This is a genomic window from Bombilactobacillus apium (assembly GCF_013385145.1).
GTDB lineage: Bacteria > Bacillota > Bacilli > Lactobacillales > Lactobacillaceae > Bombilactobacillus > Bombilactobacillus apium.
In genome coordinates, this window is record NZ_JABZEC010000004.1 from 204,045 (window position 1) to 224,871 (window position 20,827).

Genomic DNA, 20,827 nt, shown 5'->3' on the forward strand with positions numbered 1-20,827 from the left:
TGCACAATAATTTTAGATTTTAGAGTAATTTTAAGAAGACGTCAGCGATGACCACCGAGGCCACGGATACGGTAGCAAAGCCACCAACCAACATTTTAGGCATCGTATGATGTAAGACATATTTTTCTTCGTCTTCAGTCTTGGCGACGGTATTAGCTACTTCAGAAGTTAAGATGTAATCAGCGGGGAAACCGCAAAGAGCCGTTAAGGAACAGGCAAAGGCCATTTGCCAAGACATCCCGAAAGGCTTAGCTAAAATCCAGGAAGCTAGGAACATCCCTGAGAGGCCAAGGACAATCAGGACAACGATTTGGATGATGATATGACCAAAGATTGACGGAGTCGTAGCACTTAATTGACAGAAGATGTAAGCCAGAAGACCGTACATTAACCAGTTGAAAACGCCAGCCTTATTGAGAGCATTGTTTTCCAAGAAACCTAATTGGTGAGCGATAACCCCCATGATTAAGCAAATAACATTAGCGTTTAAGTCAAAGTGACAAACGGTTTTTAAGAAGATAGATAAACCGGTACTCAATAAAGCTACGAAAGCAATTCGGGCCATGATGAAGGCCGAAGTTTGAAATTTCGCCGGCAAATGAAGGACGCCAGGTTGACCACTGTCGTCAGCATCCATCGAACTTTCAAAAAGATCTTCGGGTAATTGATCACCGTTAGCGTGAAATTCTTTAATCAAGCGAGTATCTTCTTGTCGGAGCATGTAAGAAATTAGCGGGTAACCTAAAACTGAGTGAGTGACAAACATGGAAATCGGTAAGGCCACCAAAGCGGTTAAACCTTGAGCTTTCAAACCATTGGTAATTAAGAGCGCAGAAACCATTCCCCCGGTTAATGGTGGAACAGCAGCAATTACAGTATGCCAGTCAAAAATCATGGTTCCAATCGTTAAACAAAGAACAAAAGTTCCGGCAACTCCAAGTAAGGAAATACAGACCGCTTTCCATTGCTGAATTAATTCTTTCAGACTCATTAAAGTACCTAAGTGGACTAGTAAAATTGAAACGGCAATGCTAATGAATTGTGGACTATAAGAAGCCCGCACCCCGACGTCTTTGGGCATAATCGTCCAAAAACCGACTAAAAATAACGCAGCAGTGACAAAGACGGAGGGAATATAAGCATGAGAAGCTGACGAAACCCATTCGCCGATGAACATAAACAACATTACCAATAAGAAAGCACCAATAAATTCCATAACCTGTAACTCCTAACATTAAATTCTTCTGATGATAGTGAACTATATACTAATTTTTCGATTAGTCAAATTTAATCTTTCAATTTAACTATCTGCTAATTTAGAAAGTTAATCCAGAAAAACGTTTGACTTAATTAGCTTTGACCACTAGTCTTAAACTATATTAAGATTATTTTATTTTTTGAGGAGGATGACAAATGAAAGAGGTCACTTTTACTAATTTTTCGTTATTTGATGGGGCACAAGATAAAATTCAAACTCAGGCTTGGATGACTGTGGATACCCAGACTGGAAAAATTACGGCAGTAGGTCAAGGAACTGCCCCAGCTGAGGGAGAAAGTGTTGACTTGCAAGGTCAATATGTCATGCCTGGCCTCATTAACTGTCATACACATATTTGTATGGATCCCCAGGCGGGAGATGGCGGAACCAGCGCCAATGTTGTTGCAACCACCGTCCGGGCGATGGTTAATTTACATGCTTTATTGCGTTCTGGAGTGACCTATATTCGAGAATGTGGCTGTTCTTATGATGTTGATATCACTCTTCGCCAGTTACAAGAAAAAGGAGAATTACCGCAAACTCCCGATATTATGCCTTCTGGACGCCCATTTTCGATGACTGGAGGTCATGGAGACTTTCCTAATTTTGGTCACCTAGTTGATTCTCCGGATGAAATGCGTAAGGCGGTTCGTCAAGGTTTAAAGATTGGAGCCCAAGCCGTCAAAATGATGGCCACTGGTGGAGTAATGACCCCGGGTGACTTCATGGATGATCCGCAGTTGAGTGTCGCGGAAATGCAGACGGCGGTTGAAGAAGTTCACCATAAAGGAAAAATTATCGCTGCCCATGCCGAAGGTAATCCGGGAATTTACAATGCCATCAAGGCCGGAGTTGATTCGATTGAACATGGTTTTTATGTTAACGATGAAGAAATTGACATGATGCTAGCTCAAGGAACCTATTTGACTCCAACTTTAGTTGCTGCTTGGGCAATTCCTGAATGGGGTCCTGGTAAATTACCTGATTGGGAAATTAAAAAGGCCGCTGACGCTTGGGAAGACCTATGCCGTAATGTGGCTCATGCTTGGGAACGTGGCGTGAAGATTACTTTGGGAACTGATGCTGGAACCCCTTTTAATGATTTTTCAATGACCCCAGTTGAATTAGAATTGATGGTTGAACAAGGAGCCGGCAGCTTTGCAGCTTTGCAAACTTCCTGTCAAAATTCGGCCCAATTAATGCGGATTGCCGGAGATTATGGAACTTTGGAAGTTGGTAAACAAGCCGACTTTTTGACCCTACAAAATGATCCCTTAGCTGATGTTAAGGCCGTCCAACAAGCGGACAAGGGTGTTTATAAAGCTGGAGTTCAAGTTTATTAATGAGAGGTTAAAAAAATGACGCTTTTTTACAACGCCCGTTTATTCGATGGGATCCGAACACAAATTCAAACCGCTAGCTGGTTGCAAGTCGAAGCTGGAAAGATCACCGCGATGGGCCAAGGAACGCCGCCAAACGCTGCTGAGGCAGTTGATTTACAAAATAAATATGTTATCCCGGGATTAATTAATGCGCACACGCATATGATGATGAACCCGGTTACTAATAAGTTAGAGTATTTATCGGAAACTGAAGTTACCGCTACGGCGATTGATAATTTAGCAACCCTCTTACATTCTGGGGTAACGACGATTCGTGATTGTGGTTGCGCTTTTAACACCGATATTAAATTACGGGAATATGCTCGTGAACATCAACTGACGGCTCCAAGAATTGTTGCCTCTGGTCGCCCCATGTCGATGACTGGCGGCCATGGCGATTTTCCAGAGGGCAAAGCCGGAGAAGTTAACTGGTCTTACTTAACTGATTCCCCCGACGAGATGCGCCAAGCAGTCCGTCAGGCCTTAAAGCAGGGGGCTGACAATATTAAAGTGATGGCTACTGGAGGAGTAATGTCTCCAGGAGATAACATTACCGACACGGCTTTGACCCCGGCGGAAATGCATGTCGCCGTTGAAGAAGCCCATCATAAAGGCAAGACAGTTGCCGCCCATGCTCAAGGAAATGCCGGGATTCAAAATGCGCTCGAAGCCGGCGTCGATTCGATTGAACACGGAATTTACGTTGATGAGCGGCAGGCCGACTATATGGCCCAAAAGCAAATTTACTTGGTTCCGACCTTGAATGCCTGTGCCAGCATCAGTAAGTATGGTCGAGAGCAATTACCAGACTATATGATTCGTAAAAATGACCAAGTCAAAGATGACTTTTTCAAAAATATTGCCCGCGCTTTCGCCTTAGGAGTCCCCGTATTGGTAGGAACCGATGCTGGAACACCTTACAATAGTTTGGCAACCGGAACTTTTGAAGAAATGGAACTTTTAGTAAACGAAGTTCAAATAACTCCCGTCCAAGTATTACAGGCCGCAGGAATTAAGGCAGCTCAACTCTTACAAGTTGATGAACTTTGCGGGAGTTTAGAAGTTGGTAAGCAAGCTGATTTCTTAGTCTTGGATCAAGATCCAACTCAAGATATTACCGCAGTGGCGCAAAATGATAAGCAAGTTTATCAAGCCGGAAGCTTAGTTGATGGTTAGTTAAAAAGTGGGAGGTTGCTTTTGGACTCTAATTGGATTTTGCAACGTCTGCAAGAACAACAGGCGTATCTAGAAATTCCCAGCGTTGCTGGTAATCCTGCGGCCGTCACCCAAGCAGTAGCTTGGATTAGTGCCCGCTTTCAAAGCTTGGGAGCGACTCAGGCGGTCCAATGGACCGAAAAAGGCGGCAATCCGGTGATTTTTGCGGAATTTGCGGGAAATAGTGCCCGGACGGTCTTGTTTTATAATCATTATGACGTCCAGCCAGCAAATCTGCTTTCGGAATGGCGGAGTGATCCCTTTAAACCAAAATTTACGGCAGATTACCTGATTGGTCGGGGAGTCGCCGACGATAAAGGCGATTTGTTAAGCCGCCTCACGGTCTTGGAATACTGGCAAAATCACGGTGGTCTGCCGGTCAAAGTTAAATTTATGGTTGAGGGCGAAGAAGAGATTGGCAGCCCGCATGTAGCTAGTTATGTTCAAGCTCACCAAAAGGAATTAGCTGCTGACTTATGTATTTGGGAGGGCGGCAACCGTGACGAAGCCGATAATTTTGAAATTATTTGTGGCGCCAAAGGGGTCGTAAGTTTTCAAGCTCAAGTTCAAACGGCAGCCCAAGATCTGCATTCTTCTCTTGCTTGTTATGCGGATAATGCCGCCTGGCGTCTTTTGCAAGCCTTGAATTCCTTACGTTCAACTACTGGGGAAATTCAAGTAGACGGTTTTTTCGAAGGAGTGCAAGCCTTGACTCCTGCTGAAGAGGCGACCGTACAGGCGATGGAGTTTGATCCGATAACTGTGCGAAAAAATTACGGCTTGTGGCGGCCTCTAATGACCAAGAATCCTAAGGAAGTGCTAATTAATGGGCCAACTTTAAATATTAGTGCTCTTACGGCCGGAGATGCGCGGGCTAGCTTAAAGACCGTTGTTCCTAGCCAAGCGCGGGCTCTGCTGGATTGCCGCTTGGTTCCGGGACAAGATCCGCACCATGTCGTCCAACTGGTAGCTCGCCAATTGGAACGAAATGGCTATGGGGATGTTGAGATTCAATATTTGCAAGGGGAAGCTGCTGGACGCAGTGATCTCAACGATCCTCAAATTCAATTGAGCTATCAAATCGCTCAACAAATTTATGGTCAGCAAAAGGTCCGGATAATTTTAAATATGGCCGGTGGTGGTCCGGTGACACCGTTTTTAAAGCAATTAAAATTGCCCCTAGTCATGATCGGAGTTCGTTCGGCGGAAAGTAAAATTCATGCCCCCAATGAGAATCTTCGGTTACAAGCTTATCAACAAGCAACAGTTTATTTGAGTACCTATTTGGAAACTTTAGCCCGGCTTTAAATTATTCAGACTTGTTTTTTAAAGCAAATTAGCATACAGTATGGATATCATTAATAACAATAAGGAGGTTTTCCCATGTCATCAGTTGTCAAAGTTAACATCATGCAAAATGGTTGTTGTCAATCTGGACGATTAGTGGCTAGGAGAACTTCAGTCTAGTTTTTTTCTGCTAGATTAAATCTGAATTTCGACTAAAAAAGCCGCTAATCCTGTGAAAATTTCGGGATTAGCGGTTTTTTCGATTGTTGAAGTTAGATTGTGGTTGTGAAGTAGGTGTTCAATTGAAGGAGGATAAGATGAATTTTTTGCAGAAGCAAGTTAAACGACCGCGATGGGAATTATTATTATTGCTCATGGGCCTTATTTTGGGCGGATTCTTGGTGAAAAATACACCAGTTCAAGCCCAAAGCCGTCAAGTGTTGCACTTGAGTGCGACAGCTCCTTTAGATACGATCGACTTAGCGAAGGCTAGTGGCTATGGTCAAACCGGAAATGTGTTTGAAGGTTTGTATCGTTTGGGAAAGAAGGGCCAAGTAACTGCGGGCTTGGCCCAAAAAAGTACGAAGTCTGCTGACGGCTTAACTTGGACCTTTAAGCTTCGTCCGGCCCGTTGGAGTAACGGCGATAAAATTACTGCCCAGGATTTTGTTTACTCCTGGCGCCGAACGATCAATCCCAAAACCAAAGCCCAGTATGCTTATTTATTTGCGGGAATTAAAAATGCGGAAGCGATTAGTTTGGGTAAGACTCGTCCGCAAACTTTAGGAATTAAAGCTCTTGATGACCAGACTCTCGAAGTCCAATTAGATCGGCCAATTGCTTACTTTAAAATCTTAATGGCTTATCCTTTGTTTGCTCCCCAAAATCAACGGGTAGTTAAAAAGTATGGCAGTAAGTTTGCCTTAACTTCAAGTAAGCAAGTCTATTCTGGGCCTTTTAAGATTACAGGTTGGAGTGGTAACAATAACACTTGGCAGTTCACCAAAAATCCCTATTATTGGGATCGTAAAAAAGTAAAACTTCAAAAAATTAAGTACAGCGTTGTTCCTGATAGCAGCACCAGTTACAATCTTTATCAAACGGGAAAATTAGATTTAATCTTATTGTCGAGTGATCAAGTCAGAAACTTAAAGTCTAGTCCTGATATGCGACACTATCCCTACTCGATGATGTATTTCATCAAGTATAATTTCCAAAATTCTAATTCCAAAAAGAAGAAGATTTTGAATAATAAGCAATTGCGTTTAGCCATTGCGCAAGCAGTTAACCGACGCGAATTAACCCAAAAAGTCTTAGGGGATGGTTCTCTAATCCCGCACGGTTTTGTTCCACAAGGTCTAGCCAATGATCCCCAATCCGGCAAGGATTTTGCTCAACAACAAAAACGACCTATCTGGAGTAAATATAACGCCAAACAAGCGCGAAGTCATTGGCGCAAGGGACTGCGCCAAACAGGCTATCACAAAGTTCAGTTAACTTTATTGGCAAGTAGTGATGAGGCTGATAATAAGATGGTGACTCAATATCTCAAGGCCCAGTTAGAAAAAACTTTACCCGGTTTGACGATCAATCTTCGACAAATGCCGAGTCATTCTGTTGAGCAAGCGCAACAGGCGGGACGTTTTGATTTAGCTTTGGCTGCTTGGGGCGCGGACTTTAATGATCCGATTTCTTTCTTACAGATTCCGTTAAGAAAAACCGCCTATAATACCGGAAAGTATGCCAATTCCCAGTATGACCATTTGATTAATCAGGCCCAAAATGCCGATGCTAATGATCCTCACAAACGTTGGCAAGACTTGTTGGCCGCTAACAAGTTACTCAGTGCTGATCAAGGGTTCACGCCGCTCTATCAAAATAATGCTAACTATTTACAGAAGAAAAAAATTCACGGGATTATCCATAATACCGCCGGAACCCAATGGAATTACAAAACGGCTTATCTCAAGTAAGAAGTGTTTCTTTTGACAAGTTTCAGCCAGATGCTTAGGATAAAAGTAATTAGACCTGTCAACCGAACTCTTTTAAGTTACAAGTTCGCCTTCAGCTGTTAGGCAGAATTTGTAACTTTTTTAGTTGTCTAGGCTAAAAAGTTTCAAAAAATTAGAATTATCTTAGCTTTGAGAAAAGTAAATTCAGCTTGGAAGACTAATCTGCTAGTGTTTGTGGCTAATGTAAAATAATTAACATCTATTTGTAATACTTTTGTTACGTTAGTGGTCTATACTATAGCACATATAAATAAATGTGGACTAAGGGGTTTTCGCAATGAATCATAAAAAATTAGGATATTTATCATCAGGATTTGTCGGCTTAGCAAGTTTAACTTTATTAAGCCTCAATAACAGCAACCAATCACAGGCTGCTACTCAGGGAACGGTTAATTACAAGGCCGGTGCTACAACCGTCTGGAATAGCCCGAACCATGGCCAAAGTGTGAAGCGTTACATGGCTGCCGGTGAGAAGGTTACAATCCAATCTGCTAAGAAAGTTTATAGTGAAGTTTGGTATAACTTAGGTAACGACGAATGGGTTTCCAGCAAGTATATTGATGGTCAAGCTCCAGCCGTAGCTAAAGAAGTTAAAGTAAATACTGATACAGTAACTGCTAACTTTAAATCTGGTGTAACAACAGTTTGGGCTGATGCTCAATCCGCTAAACCAACAGGTGAATACTTACCTTATGGAACTACTCGCAAAGTTGTTAGCCACAAAGTCTTGAACGGTGCAACTTGGTACCAAATTGACAGCAAAGGCTGGGTTCCAGCTAAATATGTTGTTATCAATAACCCAAGCTTAACCAATGTTGATCCTGTTGATGCACCAGCAGTTCAAGTTCAACCAGCTGTCCAAACAACAGCAGCTCCACAAGCTCAAGAACAAGCAGCAGCAACTGAACAACCGGCTGCAACTAATGAAAATCAAAACCAAGATAATAATCAAGAACAAGCAGCAACAACCAATAATGATCAAGCTGCTGCTAGCCAAGCAACAACTCAAGCACCAGTTCAACAACAACAAACTCAAGCACCTACCCAAACAACAACTCAGGCTCCAGCTCAACAGCCACAAGCTCAAGCTCCACAACAACAATCAACACCAGCTCCAGTTCACTCTGGTAATGCTCAAACCGTTGTTAATGCTGCTTTATCTCAAGTAGGTGTGCCTTATGTTTGGGGTGGTAGTACTCCAGGAGTAGGTCTTGACTGTTCTGGTTTAACTCAATATGCTTATTCTCAAGCAGGAGTTTCCTTAGGTCATTACACTGTTTCTCAAGAAGGTGCTGGTCGGCAAGTTTCTCTTAGCGCCTTACAACCAGGAGACTTACTCTTCTGGGGTAGCCGTGGAGCAACTTATCACTGTGCAATTTATATTGGTGGTAACCAATATGTTGCTGCACCACAACCAGGCCAAAGCGTTAGTGTTCAAAGTATCTCCGGTTACTTCATGCCATCATTTGGTGTTCGGGTATTCTAATTTAAATAAATTAAAACAAAGTCATTTTCGGATTTTTCCGGAGATGGCTTTTTTGTTGTTCTTAGCTAAGTGGGGCAGTGCGAAGAATTTTATATTTTAAGCTAGTTTGGCGTATCGGAACAGGTTGGTGAGCGATAGTAGCTTCTTTTATTGTTGATTAGCTAAATTTTAGAGGAGGGTTTTCTAAGGGCTTGCTAGCTTAAATGAATAAGCCGTCGGAGTTTAGGTTAAGCTAGATTTTAAAAGGGCGGGAAAAGAAAGCGGGTAGTGGAAGAAGAGCCAATGAAAAAGCCAGATGGCTTTCCTGGGGGAGGAAAGGATCTGACTTTAAGGGGAAGGAGTATTTAGGGGTTAGCGCAAAGAATAATTAGTGGACGCGATCAGGTTGGGAATTAGCTTTCTTTTCTTTCTTTTCCTTTTTCTGATCTTCTTCGTCGTTATTGCCAGTGAGACGATCTTGTAAGCTGACAGAGTCTTTTTCGTGTTCCTTTTTGGTCTTAATATCGGAAACATTGACATTAACTTCGACAACTTCCAGATTGGTCATCGCTTTTACCTTGCTGGAGATCTTTTCTTTAATATCGTCGTATAATTTAGAAATGTCGGTCCCATATTCGGCAATAATATCAATATCAACAGCAACTTGTTTTTTCCCGACTTCCACGTCGACGCCATCAGTTACATCATCATTATTAACAATCTTATCGGTCAAGTTGGAGAAGAAGCCGCCATCAACGGTCAATAAACCATCAATGTGAGATAAAGCGATCCCAATAATTTTTTGTAAAACTCTATCTTCATAAGTTAATTCGCCCTTGATCTTTTGGACCTCTGAGTTTTGTTTACTGTTTCGTTCTAATGCCATTTCAGTTCCTCCTTTGAGTAATCAAGTTACGTAAATTAGGCCAGTAGATTCCCAAGCCCACGCCGATAATTATCAATAGAATTAAAAAGAGACTTTGCCAAATACCAAAAATCAAGATGCTGATCCCCAACAACAAACCGATCAGACCACCAATGATTGCCCTAGGGTGTTGTTGATAGAATGTGCTCATAAGTTATCCCCTCCTTACTGAACTCGGGGAGCGTTATTGCGCTCGGGCCGCTGGTAATTTTGAAACTGGATATTGATTTTTGGTTTTTGTTCAAGGCCGAGATAATCTTGGAGACCAGTATGCAGTTCTTGCAGATATTGATCGAACTTACCTTGGAGTTGTTCTCCTGGAAGCAACTCGCCTCTGATCTTAATTTTAATTTTGTGCTGGGTAAGACGAGAAGTCACTTTACAATTGTGAATATAAGGTTCGTCTTTTAGAGATGTTAAAACAAAATTATTGATTGCTTTCGTAGTCACCAAGACGCGTCCGGTGTCCTTGTGAATCAAGTTAAACTTTCGATTCGTTGGTCGGAAAATAGTGACTAAGAAAAAAACCAACCCAACAATCAACATCACGCCCGCACTCAGACTTAAATAGATCTCTAGGTAAGTGGGAATCTCAGTTAATGCTGGTAAGTGCCACGGCAGCCAAGGATTGAGACTAGCTAAAGTTTCACCCAAGGTATAAAGCGGAATCGGGGCACTCAACAGTAAAATTAAAACCAGAAACCATTTACTAGTTTTCCGCAAGTTATCACCTCCTCTTGAACTTAAATTTATCGTATCATGTTCAGGGGCTAATAAGATAATAATTTGTTTTTAAAAACAAATTATTCCTTAAATTTAGTAAAAAATAGTACAATAAAAATGGTTCTAGGGGCTAATTTATTTTTAAAAAAATTTAATCTTTTAAGTGTGATTTTGATATATTTATTTATTATTTTCTAGAAGTGGAAAATGTATTTTAATCTTTGATTTTCTCTCCCAATCTGGCGCAATCATTTTGCATAATTGTTGCCAGATTTTTTTGCGGATTAGAAATTTTAATTGAAAGGCAAAAGCTTTGATGTTCTAAGTAATTTCAACTTTTTATTCAAGAACTAAAATCCCATTCTGTTGGGGTTTTAGAGGTGAAAGCTAACCAGAAGAGTTGACATTTCCCGAAATTTGCAATATCATACTGCCAACAAACAGTTTGATGTTTGAAATAAATTAAGAAGGAGATGTAACCTGCAAATGCAATTAAGCTCTAGTGAAATTCGGGAATTGATTCCTAACCGTCAGCCGATCTTTTTTATGGATGGGGTTCAGGATATTCAAACTGATCGTTCGATTTGTGCTCTGAAAAATGTGGCAGCTGATGAATGGTTTGTCGATGGTTATCTGCCAGGACAGTATGTTATGCCAGCAACCTTGATTATCGAAACTTTAGCCCAAGCGGCCTCCATTTTTATTTTAAAATCACCGATGTTTCAAAACAAAACTGCTTATTTAGGCGGGATCCCTAAGGCGGAATTTTTGAAATCTGTTCATGCCGGAGATCAATTAACTTTAAAAGTAAATTTAAAAAAACAACGTCAAAATGTCGGTTTGGTTACTTGTGTAGCTTTGGTTGAAGATCAACCTGCGGTAGAAGCAGAACTAATGTTTATTGTGGAACCCAACGATCATTGATCGAAGCACGCTTGATTGCTACTATTTTGAGGTTCAAAATAGGCGGTGAATTTAATGGATCAATCCTATATTAATCAAATCAATGATCTTTTGACGACTGTGTACAACGATATTACTCGGGTGGAAGAACGTGAGTTGCGAAAAAGTCAGTTCAAGGATATTTCCCTGCGGGAAGTTCATGCTATTGATGCCATGACCATGTATGAACATAAGACTAGTTCTCAGATCGCCCGGGACCTCAAGGTAACTCCAGGAACTGTGACTTCGATGGTTAGTAATTTAGTGCGTAAAGGCTATGTTGTTCGGATGCGCGGTAATGATGACCGGCGCTTAGTGCGTTTGGGCTTAACCCGCCGAGGACGTTTAGTCTATCGCACTCATGATTATTTTCATCGGCATATGGTCCAAAGTTTTATCCAAGGCTTTGAAAGTGACCAAGTTCAAATGATTGAAAAGGCTCTTTTGAACTTACAGGCTTTTTTGGAATTTCCGGTAACTAAGACCAAGAAAAAGGAGTAGTCCGGATGGGACTCAGAATTACACAAACGGCGTATTACGTACCACCGAAGGTGGTTACTAACGACGATTTAAGTCAGTTAATGGATACTTCTGATGCTTGGATTAAAAGTCGTACTCGCATTGAACAACGTCATGTTTCGACGGGTGAGCAGACTTCTGATCTTAGTCTCCAAGTAGCTCAGAAACTGCTAGCGGAGTCTGGTTGGACCGCTGATAGCTTGGATTTTATTATTGTGGCCACCATGTCACCAGATTATTTAACTCCAGCGACCGCGGCGATTGTTCAAGGACAGATTGGGGCTACTAAAGCGATGGCTTTCGATATTAATGCTGCTTGTTCAGGATTTATTTACGCTTTGGTTCAAGCTAATCACCTTCTCCAAGGCTCTTATCAAAGAGGTATGGTGATTGGGGCAGAAACTTTGTCTAAACTAGTTGATTGGCACGAACGTTCTACTGCCGTTTTGTTTGGTGATGGAGCGGGTGGAGTGCTGGTTGAAAGTAGTCCCAATCCACAAGTGGGAATTCTGGCGGAGGACTTACGAGCTTTCGGCCAAGATCAGCAGTATTTAACTGCTGGCTATCAGCCTGTCCAAAATATTTTTATGTCTTCTAAGCCGGCTGGAAATCCCTACTTTGCGATGGATGGTCGACGAGTTTATTATTTTGCGACCCATGAAGTTCCTAACTCGGTTCAGCGAGCCTTGAAAAAAGCTCCGTTAACCGGAGAACAAGTTGATTGGTGGCTTTTACATCAGGCTAATGGTCGGATTGTGGAAGCAATCGCTAATCACCTGCATCAACCGCAAGAACGCTTTTTAACAAATGTGGCTTCTTACGGAAATACGTCGGCTGCTAGCATTCCGATTTTATTAGCGGAAACAGTAGCCCAAGAAAAATTACAGCGCGGACAACGCGTAGTTTTAAGCGGTTTTGGCGGGGGCCTGACCGTAGGTTCAGTAGTTTTAACATATTAAAATAAAATTATTTAGGGAGTAGATATTATGTCTCAAGCAGAAATTTTTAACAAAGTAAAAGAAATTATTGTGGATCAAACTGGTGAAGATGAAGATAAGGTGACTATGGAAGCAAATATCAAGGATGACTTGAACGCCGATAGCTTGGATATCTTTGAAGTAATTAACGAATTAGAAGACGAATTTGATATCAAGATTGAAAATGAAGATGGTATTCAAACCGTTTCCGATTTAGTTTCCTTTGTTGAAAAACAAGTTGCTGCGAAAGAAGGTTAGATAGATGCAATTAAGCTCATTTATGCAGAGCTTGGGTCTGAAATATCCTTTGTTTCAAGGTGGGATGGCCTGGGTTGCTGATGGCAAGTTAGCAGCTGCGGTCTCCAATGCTGGTGGTTTAGGAATTATCGGTGGCGGTAATGCCCCTGGAGAAGCGGTTGCTGCAGAAATTAAGACGGCTAGTTCTTTAACGGATCGCCCGTTTGGGGTTAATGTGATGTTGTTATCCCCGCATGTTGATGAAGTGGTAGCTGAAGTTTTAAAGGCTAAAGATAAAATTGCAGTCGTAACGACTGGTGCCGGTAATCCTGCTAAGTATTTGGAACAATTTCGGGCAGCCAATATTAAAGTGATTCCCGTAGTGGGTTCTGTGGCTTTAGCTCGCATGATGGAGCGTTCTGGAGTCGATGCCGTGATTGCTGAAGGAATGGAGTCTGGCGGACATATTGGCCGTTTGACAACTATGACTTTGGTGCCTCAAGTGGTTGATGCGGTAAAGATTCCCGTGATTGCAGCGGGAGGAATCGGTGATGGTCGTGGAATGGCCGCCGCCTTCATGTTAGGTGCTCAAGGTGTTCAAATGGGAACCCGCTTTTTAGTAGCTGAAGAATCTAAAGTTCATCCAACTTATAAAAAGGCTGTTTTAAAAGCTAAAGATATTGATACGATGGTCACCGGAGATTATGCTGGTCATCCATCTCGAGTAATCAAGAACCCGATGGCTCGTGAATATATCAAGTTTGAAAAAGCCGAAGCAGCTAAAGATCACCCGAATTATGAAGCTTTGGCTGAACTGGGGAACGGTAGCTTACGGAAGGCCGTTTTGACTGGTGATCCGAAGAAGGGTGCTTATATGGCTGGAGAAATTTCCGGCATGATTAAAAAAGAACAAACCGCTGCTGAAATTGTCCACGAGGTTTGTGGGCAAGCAGAACAATTGCTAGGTGGTGGCCACTAGTTATGTTGGGATTGCTTTTTAGTGGTCAAGGAGCCCAAAAAACAGGGGTCACCCAAGATTTGTACGAGCAGATGCCCGTTTATCGGCAGACCTTAGATCAAGCCAGCACGATTCTCGGCTATGACTTACCCAAACTTTTATTTGATCCGGAGCAGGCCGATCGTTTAGCCCAAACGCGTTACGCGCAACCGGTCATTTTGACGATTAGTTGGGGTTTATATAACCTTCTACAGCCACATCTCAATCAGGATGTGATTGGTTTAGGACTCAGTCTAGGTGAATACAGCGCCTTGGCTTGTGGAGGTTACTTTGATTTTCCGACCGCTTTAGAAGTTATCAAAAAGCGGGGCGAATTGATGCAAGAAGCTAGTGATGAGAATCCGAGCAAAATGGTTGCTTTGATGAGAGCCCCTTTATCTGCGGTTGAAGAAATAGTCGCCCAGGCCCAAGGGCAAGGTCTCGTCGTGGGGGTTGCTAATGTGAATACGCCGCAACAAACGGTTCTCGGAGGTGAACTGGCCGCCGTGGATCAAGTTGTGGCTACTTTGCAGGCTCAAGTTCAATGTCGCGCTATTGAATTAAAGGTCAGTGGCGCTTTTCATACGCCAGTCATGCAGCCAATCCAAGCACGGTTAGCGGCGAAGTTAAAGACTGTTTCTTGGCAAGCAGGACAATTTCCAGTCTGGAGTACGACGACCAAGCAGCCTTTTGTTCCCGCAGAGTTGACGACCACTTTGACTGATCAATTAGTTTCGACCACTTATTTTGCAGCGACTTTAGGCCAATTAGCTCCGCAATTAAGTGGAGTAATTGAAGTTGGTCCGGGAAAGACCTTGCTAGGTTTTGCTCGAAAAATCCAATCTGGGATTGCTACCCATCAGATTGATAGTGTTGACCGCTTAGAAGCCACGATCGCAGCGATAGGAGATTAAAATGGAACTTCAAGAAAAAGTAGTTTTAGTGACTGGTAGTTCGCGAGGAATCGGTTTGGCAGTTGCCCAAGCCTTTGCTCAAGCTGGAGCGACCGTCGTTTTGAATGCCCGCAAGCCGATTGCGGTTGAAGTCATGGATCAAGTAGCTCAATATGGCCATCGAGTAGCAGATATCAGTGCAGATGTGACCGACGCTGATTCCGTGAAAAATCTGATCACTAAAATTTATGATCAATTTGGTCAACTAGATGTGATCGTTAATAATGCCGGAATTGTCAAAGATGGTCTTTTAAATCGCATGTCGACAGCCGATTTTGATGCTGTTATACAGACTAATTTAGTCGGAACTTTTAATGTCATTCGTCAAGCTTTGCGGCCAATGTATAAACAGCGTTCCGGTTGTTTTATCAACATGGCTAGTGTAATTGGTTTGACCGGAAATATTGGACAAGCTAACTACGCTGCTAGTAAGGCCGGGATTATTGGCTTGACCAAGTCGGTAGCTAAAGAAGTGGCCCTGCGGGGTTTACGTTGTAATGCTATTGCTCCGGGGATGATTGATACCCAGATGACGCAAGCTTTGAGTCCGAAGATGCAAGAAGAGATTCTTACCCAGATTCCTTTGAAACGTCTTGGTCAAATTCAAGAAGTTGCCCAGACAGCAGTTTTTCTAGCGCAAAATGAATATATCACCGGTCAGACCATTACGGTTGACGGTGGTTTAACCATGCAGTAAGGAGAAAAAAATATGTCCAGAGTTGTAATTACCGGGATGGGGGCCTTGACGCCCATTGGGAACAATGTTGCCAGCTTTCAAGAAGGTTTATTTAGCCAAAAGTTAGGTTTTGAACCCATCTCTTACTTCGATGCTACCAAAACCGGAGTCACTTTAGCCGGCCAGCTTGATGATTTTGACCCTTTGAATCACCTCACCAAAAAAGATACTAAGCGGATGGATAAATATACCCAATACGCTATCTATGCAGCTGATGAAGCAATGGAACAAGCTCAAATTACGGCTGAGAATACCGATAGTAACCGTTTTGGGGTGATCTTTGGTTCCGGAATTGGGGGTTTAACCACAATTCAAGAACAAGTAATCAAGATGCATGATAAGGGGGCCGATCGGGTTTCGCCAATGTTTGTACCGACGGCAATTTCCAACATGGCTTCCGGAAATATTGCGATGCGTTACCAAGCTCATGGAATCTGTACTACCATTGTGACCGCTTGTGCTTCCGGAACTAATGCGATTGGCGAAGCTTACCGCCAGATTAAAGATGATCGCTGTGACGTGATGATTACTGGTGGTTCGGAAGCGGCCATTAATGAAATCGGAATTGCCGGCTTTGCGGCCTTGTCGACTTTAGCTACTGCAACCGATCCGGCACAAGCTAGCTTGCCTTTTGATGCTCACCGTTCTGGTTTTGTGATGGGTGAGGGGGCCGGAGTTTTGGTCTTAGAATCATTGGAACATGCCCAAGAACGAGGCGCTAAAATTCTCGGGGAAGTTGTCGGTTACGGAGTTTCCGCTGATGCTTATCATATTACTTCACCAGATCCTGCCGGAAAGCAAGCCGCTCGAGCAATGAAATTAGCGATTGAAGAAGCGGGTGTTAAACCTGAAGCAATCGACTATATTAATGCTCATGGAACTGGAACCATGGGGAATGACTCGGGTGAATCTAAGGCAATTAACCAATTGTTTGGAGCTCACCGACCATTAGTTTCCAGTACCAAGAGTATGACCGGCCACTTATTAGGAGGCGCGGGCGCCATTGAAGCCGTTGCTTCAGTAATTTCCCTCCAAGCCCAACAATTGCCAGTTAATGTTGGAATTACCGAACAAGATCCTGCCTGTGACGTTGATTTGGTAACCAGTGACAATTGCCAACAATCCGTCGATTACGTTCTCAGCAATTCCTTTGGTTTTGGTGGCCATAATGCTGTATTAGCTTTAAAGAGGTGGACAGATTAATGAATTTTGAACAAATTCAAACTTTAATTCAACAAGTTAATGCTAGTGACTTGCGCGAATTTAAACTTGATTTTGAAGGTAACAGCTTATATTTAAGTAAGAACCAAACTGCACTAGCACCCGCTCCAACTCCGGCTGTCGAAACAACCCCAGCCCCTGCTGCCAATGTGCCCGCAGTCGAAACAAAGACTCCAGCGCCGGCTCCAGTTGCAGTGGGAAAACCCCAAGCGGCGGCTGGAACCGCAATTAAAGCTCCTTTAGTGGGGATTGTTTACTTGCAGCCTTCTCCTGATCAACCGGCTTATAAAAAAGTGGGCGATCATGTAGCTAAAGGGGATGTTGTCTGTGTCATCGAAGCGATGAAGATGATGACGGAAGTCAAGAGTGAAATTAGCGGGACCGTCCAAGAAATATTAGTTTCTAACGAAGAAGTGGTGGAATACGACCAACCACTGTTAACAGTAGTTTCAGGAGAGGAAGATTAAAGACTATGGCGACAGAGAAACAAACTTTGGATTCCACGCAAATTCAAGCCATTTTACCGCACCGCTATCCGATGTTATTGGTTGATCGAATTGAAGATTACCAACCGGGCGAATATGCGATTGGCCGGAAGAATGTGACCATCAATGAGAACTTTTTCCAAGGTCACTTTCCTGGTAATCCCGTAATGCCTGGGGCCTTAATTATGGAAGCTTTGGCCCAAACCGGAGCTTTAGCTTTGTTAAGTATGCCGGAATTTCAAGGAAAGACAGCTTACTTTGGCGGCGTTCGGAAGATTAAATTTCGCCACATGGTTCGTCCCGGAGATAGTTTGCGGCTAGAAGTTCAATTGGATAAATTACATGGGAACGCCGGAATTGGTCATGCGACGGCCTATGTTGACGATGAAGTAGCTTGTAGCGGTGATTTAATTTTTGCGATTCAGTAGGTGAAATAGATGTTTGAAAAAGTACTCATCGCTAACCGGGGTGAAATTGCGCTGCGAATTATTCGGGCCTTAAAAGAATTAGAGGTTAGTTCGGTAGCGGTTTATTCAACCGCTGATCGTAAAGCTCGCTATGTGCAAGAAGCGGATGAGGCGATTTGTATCGGAGGTCCGCAGCCGGCTAGTTCTTATTTAAATATGGAAAATATTATTAGTGCGGCCGTCTTGACCGGAGCGCAAGCTATTCATCCCGGTTACGGTTTTTTATCGGAAAGTGCCGAATTTGCCCAATTATGTGTCGAGTGTAATTTGAAATTTATTGGTCCGGATCCCAAGACTATTTCTCTAATGGGTGATAAGGCCAATGCTCGGCAAACAATGCAACAAAATAAAATTCCGGTCATTCCTGGAAGTAACGGTTTTGTGGAAGATTTGACCGAAATTCAAACTATTGCCCAAGAAGTTGGTCTACCAGTAATGCTCAAAGCTGCTGCTGGTGGTGGAGGCAAAGGGATTCGTAAAGTAACGGAATTTGATCAACTAGCACCAGCTTTGGCTGCTGCTCAAAAAGAAGCGCAGATTTCTTTTGGTGATCAACGGATGTACTTGGAAAAAGTTGTTTCCCCAGCTAAGCATATCGAAGTGCAAGTAATTGCTGACCAATTTCATCAGGTAGTGGCTTTTCCAGAACGAGATTGTTCCTTGCAGCGTAAGCAACAAAAGGTTTTGGAAGAAAGCCCGTGTGCGCTATTGACACCAGCGGAACGCCAGCAGTTACAAAAATTGGCGGTCCAAGCAATGAAGGCTATTAATTATGAAAATGCGGGAACTTTAGAGTTTCTCATGGATCAGCAACATAATTTTTATTTCATGGAAATGAATACTCGAATTCAAGTTGAACATCCGATTACGGAAGAAGTCTCGGGCGTTGATTTGATTAAAGAACAGATTCGAGTTGCGGCGGGTGAGAAATTGGCCTTTAAGCAGTCCGAGATTACGGTTCATGGAGCGGCGATTGAAGCGCGGATTAATGCCGAAGATCCAGCCCACGGTTTTCGTCCCCAAGCTGGTTTGGTTCGGAAGATGAACTTGCCTGGTGGCTTGGGAATTCGAATTGAGAGTGGGATCGTCGCGGGTGATCAGGTTTCGCCTTTTTATGACTCAATGATTATTAAGATTATTGCCCATGCTGATCAACGTCCTGTGGCTATTCGGCGGCTTGAGAATGCGCTACAAGAATTTGAAGTTGACGATTTAGTCACTAATCAGCGCTTTTTAGCTGAATTGTTGGAACAGCCTGAGGTCCAAAAGGGAACATATTTGACAACTTATATTGATCAAAAGTTTGGGGCCCAGTTTGAACGTGAGCAAGAAGCGAAGGAAGAGCAGACGCATGAAGATTAATGAACCAGTTCGTAATTTTGTCCGCCATCCGGAAAAAGCGCTCAAACATTATCAAAACAGTATTCCCAAAGGGATCTTTCGTTACTGTCCGCAATGTAAGAGTAAGTTTTATTTTCGGCGGGTGGGCCGTTTTCAAGTCTGTCCGGAATGCGGTTATAACTTTCGAGTTCCGGCTTATCAACGTTTGAAAATGTTAACAAAGAAGTATGAAGAGTGGGATGCGGAAGTTGTGACGCAAGATCCCCTGCAGTTTCCTGATTATGAGGAAAAGTTACAAAAAGCCCAGAGTGCTACTAAATTGAAGGATGCTGTTTGGACTGGGAAAGCCCAACTGGGTGATTTTTCAGTTGCTTTAGGAATTATGGATCCTTATTTTATTATGGGAAGCTTGGGGACTGCTAACGGTGAACGAATTACTCGTTTATTTGAGCGGGCTACGACCGAGCAATTGCCGGTTGTTTTGTTAACCGCTTCGGGTGGGGCCCGGATGCAGGAGGGGATTCTTTCCTTAATGCAGATGGCTAAAATCTCCCAAGCGGTCAACCAACATCATCAGGCGGGTTTGTTATATCTGACAATTTTGATGGGTCCGACTACTGGTGGGGTGACAGCTAGTTTTGCTTCGCAAGCCGATTTAATTTGGGCAGAACCTAAGGCTCTGATTGGGTTTGCGGGCCGACGAGTGATTGAACAAACAATTAATAAGAAGCTTCCAGCCGACTTTCAGTCAGCCGAGAATGCTTTTAAAAACGGTTTTTTGGATGCCATTGTGCCCCGAGATCAACAATTGGCGGCCCTCGAACAGGTTTTGACTGTCTTTAATGCCCAAAAATGGGGAGGGTCTCAAGATGAGTAAAACTGAAATTCAAAAAATTATGAACGACGCGCGCAGCGATACCAAAGCAGATATGAATGCGCTCGTCGACCATTTGTTTACTAATTTCGTCAATTGCAAGGGTGACCGAGTTAGTGGTGACAATGCAGCAATTATTGCCGGCTTTGCCACGATAGCTGACCGAGCGGTTGCGGTTATTTCAACCAATAAGGGTCAGGAGTTAAAAGAACGGCTCCAAACTAATTTTGGTAGTCCGACGCCTGCCGGTTATCGTAAGGCCTTGCGCGTGATGGAAACGGCTAGTGAATTACACTTACCGATTATTACATTAATTAACACACCGGGAGCTTATCCGGGAGCTGATGCCGAAGCCGCTGGTCAGGGGCAAGTGATTGCGCATAGTATTCAAAAGATGCTCACTTTACCCGTGCCTATTTTGACAATCATTGTCGGTGAAGCCGGCTCAGGTGGTGCTCTAGCTTTGGCTTGTTCGGATCAAATCTGGATGTTTGCCCACAGTATGTATACAGTTTTGTCTCCTGAGGGTTTTGCTTCTATTATGTGGAAAGATGCTCAACTAGCTCCTAAAGCAGCGGAAGTAATGCATATTGAACCAGAATGGCTTCAAGAGCATCAAGTTGTTGATCAGATTTTGCCGGAAGAGTGGCTGGATTTTACCGATCAGCAATTGCAAGAGAAGATTTTGCAACAATTAGCTCAGTTTGACCAGTTATCAGTTACAGAATTGCTCCAGCAACGGCAAGCACGTTTTCGTCAATTTTAATTGCACTCGAATAAGTCACAGCGTCTTAGTTTGTCTCTAAGCACG

The 20,827-nt window shown here is 43.1% G+C and carries 22 protein-coding genes; 18 read left to right on the forward strand and 4 right to left on the reverse strand.

The window, feature by feature from the left end:
• Nucleotides 1-19 precede the first annotated feature (19 nt).
• Nucleotides 20-1,216 carry a hypothetical protein gene (locus HU830_RS05780; RefSeq protein WP_176942828.1) on the reverse strand — a complete coding sequence of 399 codons (1,197 nt, stop codon included), beginning with the start codon at nt 1,214-1,216 and terminating at the stop codon, nt 20-22.
• Nucleotides 1,217-1,413: 197 nt separating this feature from the next.
• Between HU830_RS05780 and HU830_RS05785 the strand changes: the two genes are divergently transcribed.
• From HU830_RS05785 to HU830_RS05805, 5 genes are all read left to right on the forward strand, one after another.
• A complete protein-coding gene (locus HU830_RS05785; protein ID WP_176942829.1) occupies nt 1,414-2,601 on the forward strand; it encodes a metal-dependent hydrolase family protein in 1,188 nt (395 codons plus the stop codon).
• Between the two features lie 15 nt (nt 2,602-2,616).
• Nucleotides 2,617-3,816 (forward strand): metal-dependent hydrolase family protein, encoded by a 1,200-nt coding sequence (locus tag HU830_RS05790; RefSeq protein WP_176942830.1) that lies wholly within the window; start codon nt 2,617-2,619, stop codon nt 3,814-3,816.
• Between the two features lie 21 nt (nt 3,817-3,837).
• Nucleotides 3,838-5,163, forward strand: a complete 1,326-nt coding sequence (locus HU830_RS05795) for a M20/M25/M40 family metallo-hydrolase (RefSeq protein ID WP_176942831.1) — start codon at nt 3,838-3,840, stop codon at nt 5,161-5,163.
• Nucleotides 5,164-5,459: 296 nt separating this feature from the next.
• Nucleotides 5,460-7,115 carry a peptide ABC transporter substrate-binding protein gene (locus HU830_RS05800; protein WP_176942832.1) on the forward strand — a complete coding sequence of 552 codons (1,656 nt, stop codon included), beginning with the start codon at nt 5,460-5,462 and terminating at the stop codon, nt 7,113-7,115.
• 316 nt (nt 7,116-7,431) lie between these two features.
• Nucleotides 7,432-8,640, forward strand: a complete 1,209-nt coding sequence (locus HU830_RS05805; protein WP_176942833.1) for a C40 family peptidase — start codon at nt 7,432-7,434, stop codon at nt 8,638-8,640.
• Nucleotides 8,641-9,007: 367 nt separating this feature from the next.
• Here the strand turns inward: HU830_RS05805 and HU830_RS05810 are convergent, their stop codons facing one another.
• Genes HU830_RS05810 through amaP form a run of 3 tightly spaced genes read right to left on the reverse strand, consistent with a single transcriptional unit; the run spans nt 9,008 to nt 10,267 of the window.
• Nucleotides 9,008-9,505: an Asp23/Gls24 family envelope stress response protein gene (locus HU830_RS05810; protein ID WP_176942834.1), complete on the reverse strand. Its 498-nt coding sequence runs from the start codon at nt 9,503-9,505 to the stop codon at nt 9,008-9,010.
• A 1-nt stretch (nt 9,506) separates the two neighbouring features.
• Nucleotides 9,507-9,695, reverse strand: a complete 189-nt coding sequence (locus tag HU830_RS05815) for a DUF2273 domain-containing protein (protein WP_176942835.1) — start codon at nt 9,693-9,695, stop codon at nt 9,507-9,509.
• Between the two features lie 14 nt (nt 9,696-9,709).
• A complete protein-coding gene (gene amaP, locus HU830_RS05820; RefSeq protein WP_176942836.1) occupies nt 9,710-10,267 on the reverse strand; it encodes an alkaline shock response membrane anchor protein AmaP in 558 nt (185 codons plus the stop codon).
• A 486-nt stretch (nt 10,268-10,753) separates the two neighbouring features.
• Here amaP and fabZ (HU830_RS05825) point away from each other — a divergent pair, with 486 nt between their 5' ends.
• From fabZ (HU830_RS05825) to HU830_RS05885, 13 genes are read left to right on the forward strand one after another with little or no spacing between them, the layout of a single operon-like run.
• Nucleotides 10,754-11,191, forward strand: coding sequence for a 3-hydroxyacyl-ACP dehydratase FabZ (gene fabZ, locus HU830_RS05825; RefSeq protein WP_176942837.1), 438 nt, complete (start codon nt 10,754-10,756; stop codon nt 11,189-11,191).
• 54 nt (nt 11,192-11,245) lie between these two features.
• Nucleotides 11,246-11,710 carry a MarR family winged helix-turn-helix transcriptional regulator gene (locus HU830_RS05830; protein ID WP_176942838.1) on the forward strand — a complete coding sequence of 155 codons (465 nt, stop codon included), beginning with the start codon at nt 11,246-11,248 and terminating at the stop codon, nt 11,708-11,710.
• A gap of 5 nt (nt 11,711-11,715) precedes the next feature.
• On the forward strand, nt 11,716-12,687 hold the full coding sequence (locus HU830_RS05835; protein ID WP_176942839.1) for a beta-ketoacyl-ACP synthase III: 972 nt from the start codon (nt 11,716-11,718) through the stop codon (nt 12,685-12,687).
• Nucleotides 12,688-12,714: 27 nt separating this feature from the next.
• Entirely contained in the window at nt 12,715-12,963 is a 249-nt protein-coding gene (locus HU830_RS05840; RefSeq protein WP_176942840.1) for an acyl carrier protein, read from the forward strand.
• A 4-nt stretch (nt 12,964-12,967) separates the two neighbouring features.
• Nucleotides 12,968-13,921 carry a nitronate monooxygenase gene (locus HU830_RS05845; RefSeq protein WP_176942841.1) on the forward strand — a complete coding sequence of 318 codons (954 nt, stop codon included), beginning with the start codon at nt 12,968-12,970 and terminating at the stop codon, nt 13,919-13,921.
• A gap of 2 nt (nt 13,922-13,923) precedes the next feature.
• On the forward strand, nt 13,924-14,853 hold the full coding sequence (locus tag HU830_RS05850) for an ACP S-malonyltransferase (RefSeq protein ID WP_176942842.1): 930 nt from the start codon (nt 13,924-13,926) through the stop codon (nt 14,851-14,853).
• A 1-nt stretch (nt 14,854) separates the two neighbouring features.
• Nucleotides 14,855-15,589, forward strand: coding sequence for a 3-oxoacyl-[acyl-carrier-protein] reductase (fabG, locus tag HU830_RS05855; protein ID WP_176942843.1), 735 nt, complete (start codon nt 14,855-14,857; stop codon nt 15,587-15,589).
• A 12-nt stretch (nt 15,590-15,601) separates the two neighbouring features.
• Nucleotides 15,602-16,831, forward strand: a complete 1,230-nt coding sequence (gene fabF / locus HU830_RS05860) for a beta-ketoacyl-ACP synthase II (RefSeq protein ID WP_176942844.1) — start codon at nt 15,602-15,604, stop codon at nt 16,829-16,831.
• The gene (gene accB, locus HU830_RS05865; RefSeq protein ID WP_176942845.1) at nt 16,831-17,316 is read left to right on the forward strand and encodes an acetyl-CoA carboxylase biotin carboxyl carrier protein; all 486 of its coding nucleotides are present in this window, start codon (nt 16,831-16,833) and stop codon (nt 17,314-17,316) included. The genes fabF and accB overlap by 1 nt, the downstream gene beginning before the upstream one ends.
• A 5-nt stretch (nt 17,317-17,321) precedes the next feature.
• The gene (fabZ, locus tag HU830_RS05870) at nt 17,322-17,762 is read left to right on the forward strand and encodes a 3-hydroxyacyl-ACP dehydratase FabZ (protein WP_176942846.1); all 441 of its coding nucleotides are present in this window, start codon (nt 17,322-17,324) and stop codon (nt 17,760-17,762) included.
• Nucleotides 17,763-17,771: 9 nt separating this feature from the next.
• Complete coding sequence (locus tag HU830_RS05875; RefSeq protein ID WP_176942847.1) at nt 17,772-19,163, forward strand: acetyl-CoA carboxylase biotin carboxylase subunit; 1,392 nt, start codon at nt 17,772-17,774, stop codon at nt 19,161-19,163.
• On the forward strand, nt 19,153-20,019 hold the full coding sequence (locus tag HU830_RS05880; protein ID WP_176942848.1) for an acetyl-CoA carboxylase carboxyltransferase subunit beta: 867 nt from the start codon (nt 19,153-19,155) through the stop codon (nt 20,017-20,019). Before HU830_RS05875 ends, HU830_RS05880 begins: the two co-directional genes overlap by 11 nt.
• A complete protein-coding gene (locus tag HU830_RS05885) occupies nt 20,012-20,782 on the forward strand; it encodes an acetyl-CoA carboxylase carboxyltransferase subunit alpha (RefSeq protein ID WP_176942849.1) in 771 nt (256 codons plus the stop codon). The genes HU830_RS05880 and HU830_RS05885 overlap by 8 nt, the downstream gene beginning before the upstream one ends.
• Nucleotides 20,783-20,827 lie beyond the last annotated feature (45 nt).

Coding starts and splice junctions, on each gene's coding strand:
- HU830_RS05835 (WP_176942839.1), top strand. CDS start 11,716: ATGGGACTCAGAATTACACAAACGGCGTATTACGTACCACCGAAGGTG.
- HU830_RS05815 (WP_176942835.1), bottom strand. CDS start 9,695: ATGAGCACATTCTATCAACAACACCCTAGGGCAATCATTGGTGGTCTG.
- fabF (WP_176942844.1), top strand. CDS start 15,602: ATGTCCAGAGTTGTAATTACCGGGATGGGGGCCTTGACGCCCATTGGG.
- HU830_RS05840 (WP_176942840.1), top strand. CDS start 12,715: ATGTCTCAAGCAGAAATTTTTAACAAAGTAAAAGAAATTATTGTGGAT.
- HU830_RS05810 (WP_176942834.1), bottom strand. CDS start 9,505: ATGGCATTAGAACGAAACAGTAAACAAAACTCAGAGGTCCAAAAGATC.
- HU830_RS05830 (WP_176942838.1), top strand. CDS start 11,246: ATGGATCAATCCTATATTAATCAAATCAATGATCTTTTGACGACTGTG.
- HU830_RS05785 (WP_176942829.1), top strand. CDS start 1,414: ATGAAAGAGGTCACTTTTACTAATTTTTCGTTATTTGATGGGGCACAA.
- fabZ (WP_176942837.1), top strand. CDS start 10,754: ATGCAATTAAGCTCTAGTGAAATTCGGGAATTGATTCCTAACCGTCAG.
- HU830_RS05805 (WP_176942833.1), top strand. CDS start 7,432: ATGAATCATAAAAAATTAGGATATTTATCATCAGGATTTGTCGGCTTA.
- HU830_RS05790 (WP_176942830.1), top strand. CDS start 2,617: ATGACGCTTTTTTACAACGCCCGTTTATTCGATGGGATCCGAACACAA.
- HU830_RS05880 (WP_176942848.1), top strand. CDS start 19,153: ATGAAGATTAATGAACCAGTTCGTAATTTTGTCCGCCATCCGGAAAAA.
- fabG (WP_176942843.1), top strand. CDS start 14,855: ATGGAACTTCAAGAAAAAGTAGTTTTAGTGACTGGTAGTTCGCGAGGA.
- HU830_RS05780 (WP_176942828.1), bottom strand. CDS start 1,216: ATGGAATTTATTGGTGCTTTCTTATTGGTAATGTTGTTTATGTTCATC.
- HU830_RS05800 (WP_176942832.1), top strand. CDS start 5,460: ATGAATTTTTTGCAGAAGCAAGTTAAACGACCGCGATGGGAATTATTA.
- fabZ (WP_176942846.1), top strand. CDS start 17,322: ATGGCGACAGAGAAACAAACTTTGGATTCCACGCAAATTCAAGCCATT.
- HU830_RS05845 (WP_176942841.1), top strand. CDS start 12,968: ATGCAATTAAGCTCATTTATGCAGAGCTTGGGTCTGAAATATCCTTTG.
- HU830_RS05850 (WP_176942842.1), top strand. CDS start 13,924: ATGTTGGGATTGCTTTTTAGTGGTCAAGGAGCCCAAAAAACAGGGGTC.
- HU830_RS05875 (WP_176942847.1), top strand. CDS start 17,772: ATGTTTGAAAAAGTACTCATCGCTAACCGGGGTGAAATTGCGCTGCGA.
- HU830_RS05885 (WP_176942849.1), top strand. CDS start 20,012: ATGAGTAAAACTGAAATTCAAAAAATTATGAACGACGCGCGCAGCGAT.
- accB (WP_176942845.1), top strand. CDS start 16,831: ATGAATTTTGAACAAATTCAAACTTTAATTCAACAAGTTAATGCTAGT.